General features: G+C 55.6%; 16 protein-coding genes. 12 read left to right on the top strand and 4 right to left on the bottom strand.

Annotated elements, in window-relative coordinates; all coding sequences use genetic code 11:
- Positions 1-44: 44 nt before the first annotated feature.
- Positions 45-377, top strand: a complete 333-nt coding sequence (locus tag F8N96_RS00075) for a hypothetical protein (RefSeq protein ID WP_150796029.1) — start codon at positions 45-47, stop codon at positions 375-377.
- 134 nt (positions 378-511) lie between these two features.
- Here the strand turns inward: F8N96_RS00075 and F8N96_RS00070 are convergent, their stop codons facing one another.
- The 3 genes from F8N96_RS00070 to F8N96_RS00060 all read right to left on the bottom strand — a co-directional run bounded on the left by F8N96_RS00070 (position 512) and on the right by F8N96_RS00060 (position 5,027).
- Positions 512-1,738, bottom strand: a complete 1,227-nt coding sequence (locus F8N96_RS00070; protein ID WP_150796028.1) for a maltoporin — start codon at positions 1,736-1,738, stop codon at positions 512-514.
- A 226-nt stretch (positions 1,739-1,964) separates the two neighbouring features.
- Positions 1,965-3,629: a glucose-6-phosphate isomerase gene (gene pgi / locus F8N96_RS00065; protein ID WP_150796027.1), complete on the bottom strand. Its 1,665-nt coding sequence runs from the start codon at positions 3,627-3,629 to the stop codon at positions 1,965-1,967.
- 393 nt (positions 3,630-4,022) lie between these two features.
- Positions 4,023-5,027, bottom strand: coding sequence for a LacI family DNA-binding transcriptional regulator (locus F8N96_RS00060; protein ID WP_150764123.1), 1,005 nt, complete (start codon positions 5,025-5,027; stop codon positions 4,023-4,025).
- A 458-nt stretch (positions 5,028-5,485) separates the two neighbouring features.
- Here F8N96_RS00060 and F8N96_RS00055 point away from each other — a divergent pair, with 458 nt between their 5' ends.
- The 11 genes from F8N96_RS00055 to F8N96_RS00005 all read left to right on the top strand — a co-directional run bounded on the left by F8N96_RS00055 (position 5,486) and on the right by F8N96_RS00005 (position 18,506).
- Positions 5,486-7,045: a sugar ABC transporter ATP-binding protein gene (locus tag F8N96_RS00055; protein ID WP_150796026.1), complete on the top strand. Its 1,560-nt coding sequence runs from the start codon at positions 5,486-5,488 to the stop codon at positions 7,043-7,045.
- The gene (locus F8N96_RS00050) at positions 7,042-8,064 is read left to right on the top strand and encodes an ABC transporter permease subunit (protein ID WP_150796025.1); all 1,023 of its coding nucleotides are present in this window, start codon (positions 7,042-7,044) and stop codon (positions 8,062-8,064) included. Before F8N96_RS00055 ends, F8N96_RS00050 begins: the two co-directional genes overlap by 4 nt.
- Before the next feature lie 46 nt (positions 8,065-8,110).
- The gene (locus tag F8N96_RS00045) at positions 8,111-9,037 is read left to right on the top strand and encodes an ABC transporter substrate-binding protein (protein ID WP_150796024.1); all 927 of its coding nucleotides are present in this window, start codon (positions 8,111-8,113) and stop codon (positions 9,035-9,037) included.
- A 46-nt stretch (positions 9,038-9,083) separates the two neighbouring features.
- Complete coding sequence (locus F8N96_RS00040) at positions 9,084-9,812, top strand: nucleoside/nucleotide kinase family protein (protein WP_224789450.1); 729 nt, start codon at positions 9,084-9,086, stop codon at positions 9,810-9,812.
- Between the two features lie 103 nt (positions 9,813-9,915).
- On the top strand, positions 9,916-10,854 hold the full coding sequence (locus F8N96_RS00035) for a carbohydrate kinase family protein (RefSeq protein ID WP_150796023.1): 939 nt from the start codon (positions 9,916-9,918) through the stop codon (positions 10,852-10,854).
- A gap of 165 nt (positions 10,855-11,019) precedes the next feature.
- Positions 11,020-13,275 (top strand): TonB-dependent siderophore receptor, encoded by a 2,256-nt coding sequence (locus tag F8N96_RS00030; protein ID WP_150796022.1) that lies wholly within the window; start codon positions 11,020-11,022, stop codon positions 13,273-13,275.
- A 13-nt stretch (positions 13,276-13,288) separates the two neighbouring features.
- Entirely contained in the window at positions 13,289-13,678 is a 390-nt protein-coding gene (locus F8N96_RS00025; protein ID WP_150796021.1) for a hypothetical protein, read from the top strand.
- Between the two features lie 66 nt (positions 13,679-13,744).
- Positions 13,745-14,917, top strand: a complete 1,173-nt coding sequence (locus tag F8N96_RS00020; RefSeq protein WP_150796020.1) for a DUF1624 domain-containing protein — start codon at positions 13,745-13,747, stop codon at positions 14,915-14,917.
- Positions 14,918-16,070: 1,153 nt separating this feature from the next.
- Positions 16,071-16,430: a DUF6124 family protein gene (locus F8N96_RS00015; RefSeq protein WP_150796019.1), complete on the top strand. Its 360-nt coding sequence runs from the start codon at positions 16,071-16,073 to the stop codon at positions 16,428-16,430.
- Between the two features lie 293 nt (positions 16,431-16,723).
- Positions 16,724-18,079 (top strand): AAA family ATPase, encoded by a 1,356-nt coding sequence (locus tag F8N96_RS00010; protein ID WP_150796018.1) that lies wholly within the window; start codon positions 16,724-16,726, stop codon positions 18,077-18,079.
- On the top strand, positions 18,015-18,506 hold the full coding sequence (locus F8N96_RS00005) for a hypothetical protein (protein WP_150796017.1): 492 nt from the start codon (positions 18,015-18,017) through the stop codon (positions 18,504-18,506). The genes F8N96_RS00010 and F8N96_RS00005 overlap by 65 nt, the downstream gene beginning before the upstream one ends.
- A gap of 159 nt (positions 18,507-18,665) precedes the next feature.
- Here the strand turns inward: F8N96_RS00005 and F8N96_RS35195 are convergent.
- Positions 18,666-18,848 (bottom strand): hypothetical protein (locus F8N96_RS35195; RefSeq protein ID WP_224794059.1); only part of this gene is annotated, 183 nt, incomplete at its 5' end.

Below are 18,848 nucleotides of genomic sequence, written 5' to 3'. Positions count from 1 at the left end.
ATAGAATCGTACCTGCTACTCATAACACCCCTCCGAGAATTGGCATGAACCCAGAATTAACTGAAGAAGAAATGCGCCGGGCCCTTTTCGGCGCTGGCGAGCAGGATGCGCAGGACAATGCGCCTGCCGTACAAAAGCCTGTTGCGGATATCGTGATCACGCCGCCGGCGAAGGTTGCAGAGAAAAAGAAGGTCGCCAAAGCCTTTACACCCCGGCTGAGAGTCACGCTTCGGGTGGGCAATGAATTTGAAGGCAAGATGCACGAGATGGTCCATGAGGCCGATACGTTGAGTACCCTCCTGGCTGAGCAGGAAGCGACCAAGGCGGCCAGGAAAAAATTCCGGTTTGTGGAAGTGGTTTCGATCCAGTCGATGTAAGTGGAAGTTCAATTAGCTGCACTCGATCCAATCAGCCTGTATGCGTTGCAGTGGGCAGCAGGACGAAGACCTGGTCCGCTATTTCGCCGATTGATTCCAAACCCGGACCCATAGCGGACGGTCATTCCGGCAATTTATTTCCACCAATACTCGACCTGAACCCCTACGTTGGAACCGTGCAGGTCGGTGCCAAACGCACCGGTATCAGACAGGGCCGATCCCGGAGATTGCAGGCCGGCGGCGCGTTGCGCAGCCTTGTTCCAGGTGGCGTAGGTGTAATACAGACGAATTTCCGGCCGGTCCCAGAATCCCGGTCCCTTTGGTGACCAAGTCGGCGCGATGGTGTACTTGGTGAGTTTTCGGGTACCGTCCGCGGCTTCAACCTGGTCGCGCCCAACTTCGGTGATCAACTTGAACTGATCCGTGAACGCATAAATTGGCCGAACACCCATGGATAACCAGTTCTGATCATCACCCTCAGGGCGCGTGTCTTTTTGATAGACCAGCTCAACCTGACCACTGAAGGCAGGGGTCATTTGCCAATCGAAGAACTCCACGATCCGCCAGCTCTTGTTGCTCTCATCCAATGTGGAGTCACCGGTGTAGCTCAATGCGGTGCCCGGCCCCCGGCCGTATTGAATAGCGAACTTATTGACTCCGCCAAGAAACGCGACCTGCTTGTGCTGGGCAACCACCGACCAGCCCTGATGAGCATCCTTGCGGCTCGGCTTATCCAGATAACTGGCGCCCAGCTGAACCTCGCCACCGGGATTGGTGTTGAATCCACTGACGGTCACATCATGACGGGTAACAAAATCCTTTTGGAAGACATTGTCCTTGCGTGACAACACGTAGCTGTATTTCAGATCTCCCAATGCGACCTGATCGAACCCAAAACCCGTTGAGCTTTGGTTCCAGTAGAAGTAGTCGGAAATATTGATGTCGTTTCGGTTGTAGTAACGACGGCCCGCCCAGAAAGAACCGCCATTCAATGCCGGCATCTTGCTCCACTCCGCGTAAAGCTGACTCATCCGCGTATAGCCGTGCTCTCCGTCAAATTTCGGCTCATGGCCATACTCGTTGTAAAACTGCGCCATGCCCTCCACGCTAAGCACCGAGCCGTCGTCCAGTGAAAGCAGATCCTGGCGCAAATCCAGCTCCAGATATTGCTCACATTCGTTGCCAAGACGATATTTGGATTGCGCGCCGGGCAGCTGAAAACACGACTGTCTCCCTCCTTGAGTCGAATCCCCTACCCCGGTTCTGAAATAACCACTGAAATCGGCTGAATACGCATCGACAGGTAAAAAACCGACAGCAAAGGACGCACCCAGAACTGCACTGAGAGTCTTGACGTTCATCTATGACACCTTTCGTTTTTATAGTTGTTGGATAAGGCTGATAATGCGAGTTAGCACTTTTTATCCGCGTGCGCAGTTGACTCCGCGCAGCTGACACTGCACACAGACGTCCGGACGGAATGCCAAGTTAAATCAAACAGAAAACACACCACCTCATTTGACTAAAAACATTAGAAAAACCAGGTGGTGCGAGTGCAAACTAATGACGGCACAACTTAAGTAGCGTCTAACCCCGATGACGTCCCCGGAAGAAATCTATCAACCCCTGCGTCGAGGAATCATCTGCCGGTTCCGCGTCATAGCGAGTCAGAAGGTTGTAGACGCTGTTGCCCAGCTCCTTGCCCAACTCCACGCCCCATTGATCAAACGAATTGACTCCCCAGATGACACCCTGGACAAAGACCTTATGTTCATAAAGCGCAATCAGCGCCCCCAGGGTATGTGGATTGATGACTTCAAGCGCGACTGTATTACTTGGCCGGTTACCGGGGATTACCTTATGCGGCGCCAGCCGTTCAATCTCACTGGATGAAAGGCCTTTGGCTTTTAGTTCGGCTTCGGCTTCACTACGGGTTTTACCGCGCATCAGCGCCTGGCTTTGAGACAAGCAATTGGCGTACAGCCATTCCTGATGGTCAGCCACTGGATTATGGCTGACCACCGGTACAATGAAATCAGCCGGAATCAGAGGCGTGCCCTGATGCAGCAACTGATGGTAAGCGTGCTGTCCGTTACATCCCACGCCGCCCCAGATGACCGGGCCAGTGGTGTAGGAAACCGGCGTGCCGTCACGACGGACACTTTTACCATTGGATTCCATGTCCATCTGCTGCAAATGCTTTACGAAGTTGCGAAGGTTGTGGTCATAGGGCAAGAACGCATAACTTTGCGCCCCCCAAAAGTTGTGATACCAGACCCCGAGTACCGCTAAAAGAACGGGAAGGTTCTGCTCCAGCGGTTCATTCAGAAAATGCTGATCCATCGCGTAGGCGCCGGACAGCAGTTCCTTGAAGTTAGCGATGCCAATGGCCAGCGCAATTGGCAGTCCGATTGCCGACCATAGTGAATAACGACCCCCGACCCAGTCCCACATGGGGAAAACGTTGGCTTCACGGATGCCGAAATCCAGCGCAGCCTGGCGATTACTGGTCACGGCAATGAAATGGCGATACAGCTTCTCTTCCGTCCCGCCCTTGGCCAGGTACCAGCTTCGGCACGCGTGCGCGTTCTTCAAGGTTTCCAGAGTCCCGAAGGTTTTGCTGGAGATGATGAACAGCGTTGTTTCCACGTTCAGATCGGCTGTCACCTCTCGAAACTCATTGCCGTCGATGTTAGCCAGGTAATGGCACCGCACCCCATGCCGAGCGAAAGGCGCCAGGGCTTCAGAGACCAGCTCCGGGCCCAGAAATGAGCCGCCGATACCAATGTTCACGACATCAGTGATGACCTTGTCGTTGTAGCCACGCCAAAGGTGGCTATGGATACGACTCACCACGTCGGTCATCTGCGCCAGGGCTCCATGCACATCGCGAATCAGGTTGCGGCCATCGACCATCAACGGCTCCCCCACTGGACGCCGCAGGGCGGTATGCAGCACAGGACGCCCCTCGGAACAGTTGATTTTTTCTCCACTGAACATGGCGTGCGCGGCCTGTTCCACGCCAGCCTCACGCGCAAGGTTTACAAGCAATGAACGCGTCTGGTGAGTGATCAGGTTTTTGGAGTAATCCAGAAACAGCCCGCAGCCTGCCAGGGAAAAATCCTGAAAGCGTTGACTGTCATCCCGAAAAGCATCGCGCATACTGAAATTGTTCATGCTCTCCCGGTGGTCGAGCAGCTTGCGCCATGCCGGCAATGCAGTCACATCACTCGCTTTGTTGTAGTTATTCATGCTCAGTCTCTCTTTGCCAATCCGGCTTGCGCCGTCTGAACCAACGATTCCAATCGGGTTGTTTTATACTTTTGCGAACGCACAAGTGCCCGGCAGCAGTACGCGCCACAGTGTTTAATTACTATGCATTATCGGACTTCGTTCCAAGAGATCGACATTGACCAACGTGATCTAAATAGATCCAATTTCAATAACCAAACTATCAAAACCTGAAAAAAACCGAACGCCGGTCACTCAATAAAAAAGGTGAACTTATGCAAACGTGCACAACAAACGGAAAACGAGGTACTGGCCGCTTACTTTCAAAGTCCATTCAGGCGGCCAGACGTGGAAATAATCAGAATAATTCACGCCCGCAACCGCCAGCTCATCAGGATCAATCCCTGAGTGCAATTATTTGGGAAAGCCGCAAGAGTCCCGCCGAATCAAAGAGGGTTTCAATCGAAGCGTCTGGCGTCGCCCGTCAGGTTGCTTGATACGCTTCAATAGTAGCTTCACCGCCTGGGCTCCCAATTCCTCGAGAGGTTGCGCCATAACGGTCAATCGGGGGCTAAAAGCATCCGCCCAGTCGAAGTCGTCAAAGCCGACCAGCGCGATGTCCTTTGGCACTTCAAGACCTGCTGCACGAAGAGCCTGCATCGCACCAATGGTCATCAGATTGTTGGCAGTCATGATGGCGGTCGGCGGGTGCTCCAGCGCCAGCAAACGGCGAGTGGCTTCCATGGCCGGCGCAATCGCCGATTCACCACAGCAAACCAATTGCTCGTCGTAGGCAATTCCAGCCTCAGCCAAGGCCGCACGGTAACCGTCAATTCGCTCAAGAGAAGAAGACTGGGTCAATCGTCCGGAGACCATCCCGATACGCCGATGTCCAAGTTTAATCAAATGTGCAATCAACTCTTGAGATGATTGCTTGTTCTCCACCCCCACTTGATCGAAAGACGTCGACAGCAGCCGATCGATGAGCACCGTGGGTATGTTGTTGGCCTTCAAGTAATTGAAGACTCTATTTTCCGGATCATACTCCGAGGCCAGTACAATGCCGTCAACCCGTCTTTCATGCAGTGCCTTGATCGCTTTGAGTTCTTGCTCCGGATCTTTTTGCGTATTGACCAGTATCATCATCAAACCGCTTTTCGCGCAGGCCGCTTCGATGGCACGTACTGTTTCACTGAAGTAATAGTTTGACAGCGTAGCGATCGCCACCCCTATGGCCCCTGAAGAGGAACGGGCCAGGGACCGTGCGAGCGAGTTTCGAATATAGCCTACGGACTCTACAGCCTGATTCACGTTACGAACGGTGTCCGGATGCACTTTGCGAGTACCGTTGAGTACATGGGATACCGTAGACATTGATACGTTTGCGGCCCGCGCGACATCACTCATCTTTGCGCCCACTGTGTACCACTCCTTTCTCACGTGAATTCATGGATAGCGCCGGGCTCATGCCCGGCAGTAAGCCATTGTAAAGCTCACGGCGAGAAAATGTGTCGCAAGCTCCGGGAATCGATGCCGGGACAGGCATGCAATGTCGGGGCAGGCCCAGCGAGGCGCGCTGTACACCGACAGCGGGTGAGGCGAGATGATGGACTGCGCTATGCAGCATGGCCGGGCACTCCTTTTTATTATTTTGGCGATCCCCCGGCGAACCGTTAACGGGAGCAGGGACGCTGTCGAAAAAAGCATAGCCGAGACGAAAGCGCTTGCGCAAGCGCTTTCCTAACTTTCAAAATCCCCTCCACAGACAAAGGAAAGCGCTTGCGCAAGCGCTTTCCTTTGGACTATGTTTGTCGAACAAGAACAACCGATGAGAGGTTTAACCCCTTCTCAAATCGGTAGATAAGGAGTCAACCGCTATGCTGAATACCGGATCTGAAAGCCCTCCCCCTGCTCTATTGGAAATGCGCGCCATCTCCAAGTCATTCAATGGCGTACGCGTCCTGCATGACATCGACCTCAGTATCTTCCCCGGACAAATCCACGCGCTGATGGGCGAAAACGGCGCCGGAAAATCCACCCTGATGAAAATACTGTCGGGGGCCTATATCGCCGACAGTGGCACTATCCGAATCGATGGATGTGATATCCGACATTACGGCCTCAATGATGCGAAGCGTCATGGCATCTCGGTTATCTATCAAGAGCTCAGCTTGTGCGCAAATATGAGCGTGGTCGAAAACATCTACCTGGGTAGAGAAATTCGTCGATGCGGCGTTATCAACCACAAGGCCATGACCGAAGGCGCGCAGCTTGTACTGAAGCGACTTGGCGTCACATTCGATCCACACGCGCTAGTCGGAACATTGTCGATTGCGGACCAGCAACTGGTTGAAATCGCCCGTGCAATTCATGCCGACACCCGAATCCTGGTAATGGACGAGCCTACAACGCCGCTGTCTTCAAAAGAGACTGAAAGTCTGTTTACCCTGATTCGCCAGTTACGTGATGAAGGTGTCGCAATCATTTATATCAGCCATCGAATGGCTGAAATATACGCGCTGTCCGATTTTGTTTCGGTGCTCCGGGACGGTCGTTACGTGGGTTCACTGGACCGTGGCACGCTATCGGCCGAAACCCTGGTCCGAATGATGGTGGGGCGCGATGTCTCCGGTTTCTATGCCCATGAGCGTGCTTCGTGTACTTATGAGCAACCGTTACTGCGCGTTCGCAACCTGACAGACGGATTCAAAATCAAGGATTGCAGTTTCGATCTTTACGCGGGCGAAATTCTCGGGATTGCAGGACTGGTGGGTTCAGGGAGAACGGAACTTGCCCGATTGATCGCGGGTGTCGATGCGTACGCCGGTGGACACATTGAACTCGATGGCGAAGTTGTAGCCATACGTTCCCCTCGCGATGCAGGCAATGCAGGTATCGCCTATCTGACAGAAGACCGCAAAGCCTTGGGCCTCTTTCTCGATATGAGTGTCCACGACAATATCAATGTCTGTGTGTTGGGAAGTGATGCTTCATTGACGGGTGTTGTGGACCGATCGGCTGGAACCGCACGCGTTAAACAAGCCATTCAGGCACTCAATATCAAAGCATCCCCGGACATCAATGTCGGCGCGCTGTCTGGAGGCAACCAACAAAAGGTTTTGCTGGCTCGTCTACTTGAAATGAAGCCCAGGGTGCTGTTCCTCGACGAGCCTACTTCGGGAGTCGATATTGGAGCCAAAACAGAAATATATAAAATAATCAATGCATTGGCCGCCTCCGGCGTTTGTGTAGTGATGATTTCAAGTGAACTGCCAGAGATTGTCGCAATTGCTGACCGTGTGTTGGTCATGTGTGAAGGAAAACTTGTCGCCGAACTCGGTGGCCGCAGCGGTCTTGATATCACACCTGAAACCATTATCGCATTTGCCACAGGCAGCGACAGCTTGACTCTAGCCAACGGAGACTTAGTCCAATGACTTCCCCACTGCAACGCAAAGTAGCAAGTGACTTCATCACCCCCAATGCACGGAACATCGCCGGACCTGGCGCACAGGATAAAATGCGCCAACTGATGAGGGTGGCGGGCATGCTCCCCGTATTGCTGCTCCTGTGTGTAGGCTTCAGCCTGATGAGCGACAGCTTTTTCTCGGCGCAAAATTTTTCGATCATCAGCCAACAAGCCTCTATCAACGTGGTGTTGGCATCCGGTCTGACTTTCGTGATTTTGACCGGGGGTATCGACCTCTCGGTGGGTTCGATCCTGGCTGTTTGCGCAGTAGTGGCGCTGTTGGTATCGCAAGTTCCCGGGTTGGCTGCCCTGGCCATTCCTGCGGGGCTTGGAATCGGACTGTTGCTAGGGCTCGTCAATGGCGTGTTGGTCGCCTTCGGCAAGCTGCCTGCTTTTATAGTCACGCTGGGCGGATTGACGGCGATGCGTGGGATCGCACGCCTCATTGGCGAAGACAAAACAGTGTTCAACCCCGATCTGTCGTTTGCCTACATTGGTAACGATACGTTGTTCGGGGTGCCATGGCTGGTCGTGATCGCATTGGTCGTGGTGACGCTTTCGTGGCTCATTCTTCGTCGGACCGTTTTAGGCGTACAGATTTACGCAGTGGGCGGCAATCCTGAGGCCGCACGGTTATCGGGGATCAAGGTCTGGAAAGTCCTGCTCTTCGTTTATGCCATATCCGGTTTGCTGGCCGGTGTGGGGGCCATCATGACTTCCGCTCGATTGATGGCTGCCAACGGACTGCAAATGGGCCAGTCCTATGAACTCGACGCTATTGCCGCCGTTATTCTGGGAGGCACACGTTTCACCGGAGGCGTCGGCACCATCGTCGGCACGCTGATTGGCGCCCTGATCATCGCGACACTGTCCAACGGCCTGATATTGCTTGGGGTTTCGGATATCTGGCAATACATCATCAAGGGTGTCGTCATTATCGGGGCGGTAGCACTCGATCGCTTTCGGCAGACCGGCGCACGCACTTGAACCCTGTAACACCCCTCTAATATTCCAACAATAAGAGACTGTACTCATGAAGAAAACGATATTGGCCGCGGCTTGTGCATTCCTGGCATTTAACACCGCTCAAGCGCAAGAATTGAAATCCGTAGGAATAACCGTTGGCTCGTTGGGGAATCCTTATTTCGTTGCGATGGTAAATGGCGCCAAAGCGCAGGCCTTGCAAATCAATCCAGCCGCAAAATTTACCTCAGTCTCGGCCGACTACGATTTAAACAAGCAGTTCACCCAGATCGATAACTTCATTTCATCGGGCGTAAACCTGATTCTTGTCAATGCCGTCGACCCTGTGGCCATTGCGCCTGCGATTGCGAAAGCGAGAAAGGCCGGCATCGTGGTTGTGGGTGTAGATGTCATGGTGCAAGGTGCCAACGCCACGGTACAGACAGATAACGTCGAAGCCGGCAGGATTGTATGCCAGTACATTTCCGAGAAGTTGGGTGGCAAGGGTAACGTTATTATCCAGAACGGCACGCAAACTTCTGCAGTTTTGGACCGGGTCAATGGTTGCAAAAGTGTTTTCGCACAGTTACCCGGTATCAAGGTACTGTCCGATAATCAGGATGCAAAAGGCTCGCGCGAAGGTGGCTACAGCGTGATGCAAGGCGACCTGACCCGCTTCGCAAAAGTCGACGCAGTGTTCGCCATCAATGATCCCCAAGCCATAGGTGCAGACCTGGCAGCAAAGCAACTCAAGCGTAAAGGCATCATTATCGCATCGGTGGATGGCGCTCCCGATATAGAGACAGCACTCAAGAGCGATACACAGATCCAGGCCTCTGCCTCTCAGTCCCCTTGGGGCCAGGCACAACAGGCCGTCACGATGGGTAACGATCTGCTTAATGGCAAATCCCTGGAAAGCACGACGGTACTGCTCCAACCCACACTTGTCACCCGAACCAATGTCCTTGAGTACAAAGGTTGGCAGGCTGATCACTGACCGGTTGATCAAGTGGCATAGGGATTTTTAGCCTGTAATACAGGGAATGGCTGCTGCGAAATACGAAGCAGCAGCCTGCGAAAGCCTGAACGACCCTGGTGACGAGAAAACTGGCATGCATACCAACGCAAATACACTAGTAAGCGTAGAGCTACTCGACTACGTCAAGGCGCTGCCTGGCAATCGAATTGTCGTTGCGCTAGCGGGGCCGCCTGGGGCCGGCAAGTCCACCGTCTCCGAGGCCTTGGTAGAGGCCCTTAACCGTTTTATTCCGGGGAGCGCAGCGGTCATTCCCGGGGATGGCTTTCATTACGATGACGCGGTTCTTGGATCCTTGAACCTTTTAGATCGCAAGGGCTCCCCCGATACATTCGATGTGGGTGGCTTCAGGAATCTCCTGCTACGGCTTCGTGCGAACAACGAACCAACGGTTGCCGTTCCAGTGTTCGATCGAACCCTGGAGATATCCCGTGCTGCAGGACGCCTGGTGTCCTCTGACGTGAAATATCTCATCGTGGAAGGCAACTACCTTCTATTGAACCGCGCCCCATGGTCCTCCTTGAGGGACTGTTTTGACGCGACCATCATGCTGCAGGTTGATCGCAAAACCCTGGAGGCGCGATTGCTGGATCGATGGCGCTCATTGGGTTTCGATGAGTCTGCTTCCTGTGAAAAAGTTCGTCGCAACGACCTTCCGAATGCCGAATTTGTGATGTCGGCCAGCCTTGCCGCCGACTTCACGCTCACAGATAGCGCCCCCTCTTCCTCTCTTTGAGAAAGATCGTGCCGTTAACCAACAGCTTCGCTGGATCAGGTGTCCGCCTTGGCGCAATTGATTCAATGACAACCTGTAGCGAACCTTTAAAGAGCAAATGACTATGTATCTGGTATGTGGCGAAGCCCTGTTCGATTTCTTCAGTGAAAACGACGCTGGCGTTCAAGCTTCAAAAGTGAACTACAAGGCCGTTGCTGGCGGCTCACCGTTCAACGTCGCCGTGGGCCTGCGGCGTCTGGGCATCGATGCGGCACTGTTCGCCGGGTTGTCCACCGACTACCTGGGCCGGCGCTTACGGCAAGTACTGCAGGAGGAAGGCGTGCGCCCGGACTACCTGCAGGACTTCGATGCACCGACCACCCTCGCCATGGTCGCCGTCGGTGCCGATGGCTCGCCGCATTACAGCTTCCGCGGCGAAGGCTGCGCCGATCGCCAGCTGTTGCCAGGGCACTTGCCTGAGTTGGGCGCTGAGGTGCGCGGGTTGCATATCGGCTCGTTCTCGTTGGTGGTGCAGCCGATTGCCGATACCCTGCTGGCGCTGGTCCGCCGGGAAAGCGGCAAACGTCTGATCAGCCTCGACCCCAACGTGCGACTCAACCCGGAGCCGAATATCGAATGTTGGCGCGAACGTATCAGCACTCTGGTCGAGCATGCCGACCTGATCAAGGTCAGTGACGAAGACCTGAAGCTGCTCTACCCCGAGCGCGATCCGCAGAGTGTGATCGGGGGTTGGCTGGAGCACCGCTGCCAACTGGTATTCCTCACCCGTGGTGGTCAGGGTGCGACAGTGTTCAGCCGCCGCCATGGCACCTGGTCGGTGCCGGCCCGTGCCGTGGCGATGGTCGATACCGTGGGCGCCGGCGACACCTTCCAGGCGGCATTGATCGCTTGGCTGACCGAGCAGCAGCTTGATTCGGTGGAAGGCTTGCAGCGCTTGAGCCGCGAACAGATCGACGCAATGCTCACCTTTGCCGTCAGCGCCGCCGCCCTGACCTGCGGCAAGACCGGGCCGGACTTGCCTTTGCGGCATCAGTTGGATTGACATCTGGTCAGGGTCGGAGCCGCGGGCACTGCGGTCTTCACGGGGGTCTCCGGCCTGGCCTGGGGTAAAATCTGTCCATAAAGACATTACATGTAGCATTTGATAACTCACCACATTTGCGTATGATACGGATTCTCATTAACAACAAGCCAAATGTGAGTGCACATGTACACCCCCATCTCCCTGTGTTCACAAAACACCGTTCCGCCCCGCGCGCAGCTGGCTGTGCGCCCCCTGGCCCTGGCCGTGCACATGCTTGCAGCCGGTATCGCCTTCGCTGCGCCATCCGCGCAGGCGGCGGAAAAGACTGAACAGACAGAGACAGGGAGTTCTCTGACCTTGGCCCCTATCGCCGTTACGGAGACGGCCGTTCGCGAGCGCAGTGCGGTCACTGAAGACACAAACTCGTACACCACCGCTGCCGCACGCACGGCCACGCCGTTGAGCATGTCCCTGCGGGAGACGCCGCAGTCGGTCAGCGTCGTCACCCAGCAGCGCATCCAGGACCAGGACCTGCATACGATCCTCGACGTGGTCAACAATGCCACCGGTGTCTCGGTCAACCGCTACGAGACCAGCCGGGCGCAGTTCAACGCCCGGGGCTTCGAGCTCAACTCGCTGATGATCGACGGCGTGCCCACCATCTACGAACAGCCATGGAGTTCGGGGGAGGTTTTCAGCAGCCTGGCCATGTATGACCGCGTTGAAGTGGTCCGTGGCGCCAACGGTCTGATGACCGGTGCCGGCGACCCTTCCGCGTCCATCAACATGGTGCGCAAGCGCGCCAGCAGTACCGACCTTAAGGGTTCGCTGGAACTGAGCGCCGGCTCATGGGACACCTATGGCGTCGAGGCTGACGTCGCCAGCAAGCTGAACGAGGAAGGCACCATTCGCGGGCGCCTGGTCGCGGAGAGCAACGAGGGCGACACCTGGATCGACATGAACTCGAACAAGCGCCAGACCGTCTACGGCACCATGGACATCGACCTGACGCCCGACACCACGCTCTGGTTCGGCTTGAGCCGGCAAGAAAGCAACGCCGACTCGCCGATGTGGGGCGGCCTGCCCGTCTGGTACGCAGACGGCGGCCGCACCAACTGGAGCCGCTCGAAGTCGACCTCCGCCAAGTGGAGCAAGTGGGACACCACCTACGAGACCTACTTCGTCAACCTCGATCACACCTTTGCCAACGACTGGCAAGTCAACCTCAGCTACAACCGTGGCGAGCGCACCGGCGACTCGTCCCTGCTGTACCTGTCCGGCAACCCCGGCCGTAACGGCAGCTCGGGCATGTTTTCGTTCCCGGCGACCTACAAGACCGAGACCACCCAGGACGACTACGCCATCCGCTTCAATGGCCCGTTCAAGCTGTTGGGCCGCGAGCACGATCTGGCCTTCGGTTATGTGGACAGCAAGCAGAAGTTCGACGCCGATTCACTCGACGCGCAAACAGGCTTTGACGGCGTTGCCGATTTCGATGCCTACAACGGCAATTTCGCCGAGCCGGTATGGGGCCCGCGGACCGACTACGGCTACAGCGAGACCCGGCAGAAAGGCCTCTATGCCGCCACCCGCCTGAACGTGACCGACGATTTGAAAGTGATTCTCGGCGCCCGTGAAAGCTGGTACGAGAAGACCAGCGATGACATCTTCTCGGAAGCGAGCAAGGTCGATGTCGATCATGAGCTGACCCCCTATGCGGGCATCGTCTACGACCTCACCGACAACCTCTCGGCCTATGCCAGCTACACGGAAATCTTCCTGCCGCAGTCGGTACGCGACAGCAGTGGCCAGGTATTGGACCCGATCGTTGGCGAGAGCACGGAACTCGGCCTGAAGGGCGAGTACTTCGACGGCCGCCTGAACGCCTCCGCGGCCATCTTCCAGATCAAGCAGGATAACCTGGGCCAGAACACCGGCCAGCTGATCGATCCTTCGAACCCGGTCGGCGGCTTCGCCTACGAGGCCAGTGAAGGCGCAACCAGCAAGGGCTTCGAACTGGAAGTGTCCGGCGAACTCGCGACCAACTGGAACGCATCGGTGGGCTACACCCAGTTCACGGCCGAAGATGCCAACGGCGACGACGTCAACACGCTGTACCCGACCAAGTTGCTGCGCACCTTCACCACCTACCGCCTGCCAGGCGCTTTCAACAAGCTGACCATCGGCGGCGGCGTCAACTGGCAGGACTCGATCTACACCTACGCCACCAACCCGGCCGGCAACTCCGAGAAAATCCAGCAGGACGCCTACGCCCTGGTCAACCTGATGGCCCGCTACGAGATCACCGAAAACCTCTCGGCCCAGGTGAATGCCGACAACGTCACTGACCAGAAGTACTTCGACATCTTCGATGCCTACGGCGCCCTGACGTACGGTGCACCGCGCAGCATTACGGCTTCGGCAAAGTACCGCTTCTAAGGCACCCGGTCGGGTGGCGCCATTCCCGGCTACCCGAGATGAACGCGACAAAGAAAAACCCGACACCGGCCTGGCGCCGGTGTTGTGCTTTTCCAGTAAACACAAAATCGCGAAACGAAACCGATCCCCTGTAGGAGCCCGGCTTGCCGGCGAAGGCGTCATCACAGCCGCCGCAAGACTCAAGGCCGCCTTCGCTGCGGTGCGGCGATCCGACAAGCCAGCTCCTACAGGGATTTTCACTGAACAAGAAACCCGTGAACGACCCCAACCCCCTGTAGGAGCCCGGCTTGCCGGCGAAGGCGTCATCACGGCCGCCGCAAGCCTCAAGGCCGCCTTCTGCTTTTGCAGCACGCCGACAACCGAAATCCGCGCGGACAAGACAGAATCAAATGACACGTTATAGAATAACATCACGTCAGCTATCGGCTATCCACCGACAGCACCATCCACTCCCTGCCTGCGACTCTCGATGACCCACTTCACTCAAATCCCCCCCACCACAAGCGTCAGCCAACGCCTGATGTCCATCGATGCCCTCCGGGGATTGGTCATCATCTTCATGCTGCTGGACCACGTGCGCGAAACCTTCTTCCTCCACCGTCAAGTCGCCGACCCGATGGCCATCGACACCACCGACCCGACGCTATTCTTCAGCCGAACCCTCGCCCATCTATGTGCACCGGTATTCGTTCTGCTCACCGGCCTGTCCGCTTGCCTGTACGGCGAAAAGCACCAGGGCAGACACGATGTCTCGATGTTCCTGTTCAAGCGTGGCCTGTTCCTGGTGCTGCTGGAATTCACCCTGGTGAATTTCGCCTGGACATTCCAACTCCCGCCCACCGTGATCTACCTGCAGGTGATCTGGGCGATCGGCGTCAGCATGATTGCCCTCGCCGCACTGGTCTGGCTACCTCGGCCAATCCTCTGTGTCCTCGGCCTGGTCATCGTCGCCGGGCACAACCTGCTCGATCCGCTGCACTTCCTGGTCGGCTCGGCGATGCACATCCCTTGGGCGATCCTGCATGATCGCGGCTGGCTCGAATTCTCGGACAGCCTGCGCCTGCGCAGCTCCTACCCGGTACTGCCGTGGATCGGCGTGATCGCCCTGGGTTACGGCATCGGCCCCTGGTTCTCTCGCTCAGCCTCCACCCCCGTGCGTCAGCGCTATCTGTTGCTGGCAGGCGCCGGCGCATTGATCGGCTTCGTCGCACTGCGCCTGGTCAACGGTTATGGCGAGGCACATTGGGTGGCCTATGAAAGCACCCTGCAAACCGTCATGAGCTTCTTCAACATCACCAAATACCCCCCTTCCCTGCTCTTCCTGTCGCTGACGCTGGGGGTCGGTTTGCTCTTGCTTCTTGGCTTTGAACGGGCTCAGCAACGCAAGTGGATCAGCACCCTCGCGGTATTTGGCGCGGCGCCGATGTTCTTCTACCTGCTCCACCTGTACGTACTGAAAGTGATGTACCTGATCAGCGTGGCAGTGTTCGGCGCGAACCAAGGCAACTACTTCGGCTACGACAGCATCTGGGCGGTGTGGCTGACGGCGGTGCTGCTGGCTGCAACGCTGTATCTGCCGGTGCGCTGGTTCGCCGCATTGAAGGCGCGCCGTCGCGATATCGGCTGGCTTAAATACTTTTAACGGGACACCGGTTCACCTTGGGCGGCGTGGTCGCCCGACTCCCGACCAAAACAATGGGTGTATCGATTCATTTGTACGAACGCGCCGCCACGTTGCCTTGCGAACCGGTCCCTTGTAGGAGCCGGCTTGCCGGCGATGATCGCTAACGATAACGCGTGCGTTCTGGTTAAACGCGGCGCACTTGAGTCCATCGCCGGCAAGCCGGCTCCTACAGGTAATGCGTTATCAGTGCTTCCCGCAACTGCCTCCCGCTAGCACTGGAAAGGCAAGGACTACTACAACGCCACCTACGGCAACAGTCCGTGCTGCACTGAGAAGCTCCGTGCCAGCATCAAGATTATTGATGTTATTCACAATAATTATGTCTAAAAAATTCTCATTGCAGCGAGACATCCTCGCTATTAGTGCCTGCCAGTCGCGACATCACTGATACCCTCCGCCAAACAATAAATCATTTGCAATTTCACATGCATGTGACTGGCTGTTTTTAGCCAATAGCAGGCCTGTACGAAGGGCAGCTATGGATCGACATTTGTCACCGACAAACCGCAGGCCTAAAACTCTGAAATGCGCTACTCGGCTTAATGCAAAGTCATGCTGCTAAACCAAAGCATTACCCACGTTGGCGGAGGACGGCCTCGCTTGGGGAGATATCGAAAGCATGGCGTGCAAGAAACCACTGAATAGCTGCATCCGTTATGCCGGCCTATCCGGTGGCACGCCGGATACTCGTCACATGGCGCTGGCCGAGTGAAGAAATCAGGCGTGCAGCAATATTCAATCAAGCAAATTAAACATTCGCGAAAGGCCCATGTTTAAGCGTCCTACTGCTTACGTCCTGAAAGCTACAGGACCTTGCGCCGTTGCCTACGGTTACGCCAGAATCCGCCGGCTTGTGCGTCTTGAGGCCGCTCGGTACCTTGATTCGTGTCACTGCTCATCAGTGATCGGGTTTAGTCGCCCGGTGTTATTCAGCAAGATTCACAAGCTTCCTTAAGTCAGTATCTCTGTATCTGTACTCAATGGTGGCTGTGTGTAGGGCGCTTCGGCGCGCCGGCAATGCTGATTCTCACCGGTCGACTAACCTGCACACAGCCGCCGCCTTTTCGTTTAGTCGCGATATCGCTGCGGCTCCAAGTTGGAGAATCAGCATATGTTCAAGGTCACACCCAATCCCCCGGACACCGATCCGGTATCGCCATACGAACACGATTCAGACAAGCTCAACGAAGCCGTCGAACGCGCCCTCGACTTCCACTTCCCCTCCACTGCCGACATCAAAGCCACCCCGCGTACACCAAGCACCCTGTTTACCGTCGACCCGCAAGCCACGACCCAAACCCTGGCGGTTTATCTGGTCGAGACGCTGGCCTCGGTCGACGTGATGGTCCATCACCTGGTGGATCATCTGGACGGCGGATCGCGCAACGCCCTACTGGGAATTTCCAACAGCATCATGCTCGCGGAAATCACGGCGAACCGTATGTTGGATCAGATCGATCCGCCCGCTTGAGGCGAACGCGTTCGCGATGCAGGTTGTGCAGCGGTCCCTTTTGTTGGGGACCGCATTTCAGCAATGGTCATTCCAGTAACGAAACCAGCCGTAGCTCTATCGAACTATCACCACTACATAGCGAATAACCCAGCAGAGCTCATGGAAAAACCGCTATGCCGTCAGCCCGCCATTGTCGCGGGCTTTGGTAGTACTATGGCGCGGGTTTCGCGTCCAAAACGAACAGGCTCTCGCACGACCCACAGTCAAATAGGAAAAGCCGGGTGAAAATCCGAGCCTTGGAAGGAGTCAGAATGCTGACGAATATTCGTATCGAGGGATTTAAAAGCTATCGGAACCAGCGGCTACCGCTTTCGCCTTTGACGCTGATGATAGGTGCCAATGCCTCAGGCAAGAGCAATGCGCTGGAGGCCTTCCGTTTCCTATGCTGGCTTGGCCAAGGTCAGAAACTGTCTGTGTTACGCCAGCGGGTCGATGATTCGGAGCAAATTCTCCGAGGCCAAGTCAGGGATCTTCCCTATCTGCGTGGGCAGTCATTTATCTTGGGTTGCGAAACCGACGATAAAGAGTGGAATATTCTCAGCGTCGAAATCGCACTACGCGACGATGAGTTGCATATCGTTCAGGAAACTATCAAATCGCCTCGAAAAAAAATGCCGCTTTATCGCATTGAGCAGCCCTCCAGTGGCCTAAGCACCGACGCGCGCGTTGCCTACAACAATTTTGCACGGGGCGGTAAAAAACCGCAGGTCACTTGTACCGATCAGATCGCCATTTTTAACCAGCTGGCCAGTTCGGCACTGTTCGAATCCGGGCACAAGGCGGCTCAAAAGATTATCCCGGAAACCACGAGTCACTTTCAGCGTATATTGGCCAATACCTTGTTCCTCGATCCCGTGCCTTCACTGATGCGCGGTGACAGTTACCCGGACAAGAAGCTACGTGGCGACTGCTCAAACCTGTCCGGAGTGCTTTACTCCCTTTGGCAAGATGAGGAAGCTCGCCCTGCCATCATCGAGTTCATCAGGTGTCTGCCAGAGCAAGACGTCAAGGATGTCCGCTTCTTCGAGGATCGCCGCGGGCGTGTATCCCTTGAGCTCGTCGAGAGTTTCGGTTCGGTCGAGCGCAACTGGTCTGCGGAACTGCTTTCCGATGGCACTCTCAGGGTTCTGGCGATTGCTGCCGCCCTATTGTCTGCACCGGCAGAGTCGACTCTTGTAATTGAAGAGGTCGATAACGGCGTACACCCGTCACGTGCCAGACAGTTATTGAGCACGATGCGCGATCAAGCAGAATTGCGTGGAGTGCGCCTACTGTTGAGCACCCACAATCCAGCTTTGATGGATGCACTGCCGGACAGCGCGTTAGGTGATGTGGTGTTTTGCTACCGTGACTCACAAGACGGCGATAGCCGCCTGGTACGCCTTGCCGACCTGCAGGACTACGCCGGGTTGGTCTCTCAAGGGCCGTTAGGAGAATTGGTAACTAACGGCATTGTCGATCGCTTCGTCAAGTGTCCGGTCACAGTAGAGCAGAAAGGCAAAACGCACTGGCTTGGTTGCAGAGCATGCAGGGAGAGACCGAATGAGTGCGGTCTGCTTGATCGATACCAGCGTATTTCTGAATCTACTCAATGTGCCGGGACTTAATCAGAACACACAGCGCGTGGCTGCCGAGTTTGTCGATTATGCTGGCAATAACTGCACTTTTATTCTACCAATGGCCACCATCCTTGAAACCGGAAACCATATCGCTCAAAACGGCGATGGCCGACTCCGTCGACAAACAGCGCAACGCTTCTGCAAAGCAGTAAACGATGCTTTCACCGATGCGCCGCCGTATAGACTTAGCGAATTTCCCAGTACTAGAGAAGTGCTCGACTGGCTAGCCGAGTTCCCTGACAGGGCAGGTCAAAACCAGTCTGCCGCCCGCACCGGTGAAGGCACTAGCTTTGGTGATCTCAGCATCATCAGGGAATACGAGAAATGCTTAGAGCGATTCCCCATGAGCGAGCTTTTTATCTGGTCTCTCGACAGTGACTTGGAAGCGTACCATCACATACCGAAACGTCGATGATGGAGTAACAGCGTATTCATGCAGCTCGACTGCGGGTTTGCGCAAGATAAAAAAAGGGGGCGGATTTATTTTCCGTCCCTTCTAGAAAACAAATCATTTCTTTATAAAATAAATCCGCCCCCTTTTTCGTTCCCTTTTTCGTTTTTCCCGCCCCTTTTTTCAGTCCCCTTTTTTCAACTCCACCCGTTTTTTCGATGCGCGATTGCTGCTTTTTAGTAACCGTCCGGGCAACACACCTTCCTGACACCGTCGCTTGAGGCGATGGTGTCCACCTAAATTTAAGTGGACACCATTTTTAGCCTTTTTAAGCGGACGCCTATGCCACAAGAACGCCGTTCCTAT

The sequence above is a fragment of the Pseudomonas fluorescens genome (assembly GCF_902497855.1).
Lineage (GTDB): Bacteria > Pseudomonadota > Gammaproteobacteria > Pseudomonadales > Pseudomonadaceae > Aquipseudomonas > Aquipseudomonas fluorescens_BI.
This window is presented reverse-complemented; position numbering and strand designations above follow the sequence as displayed.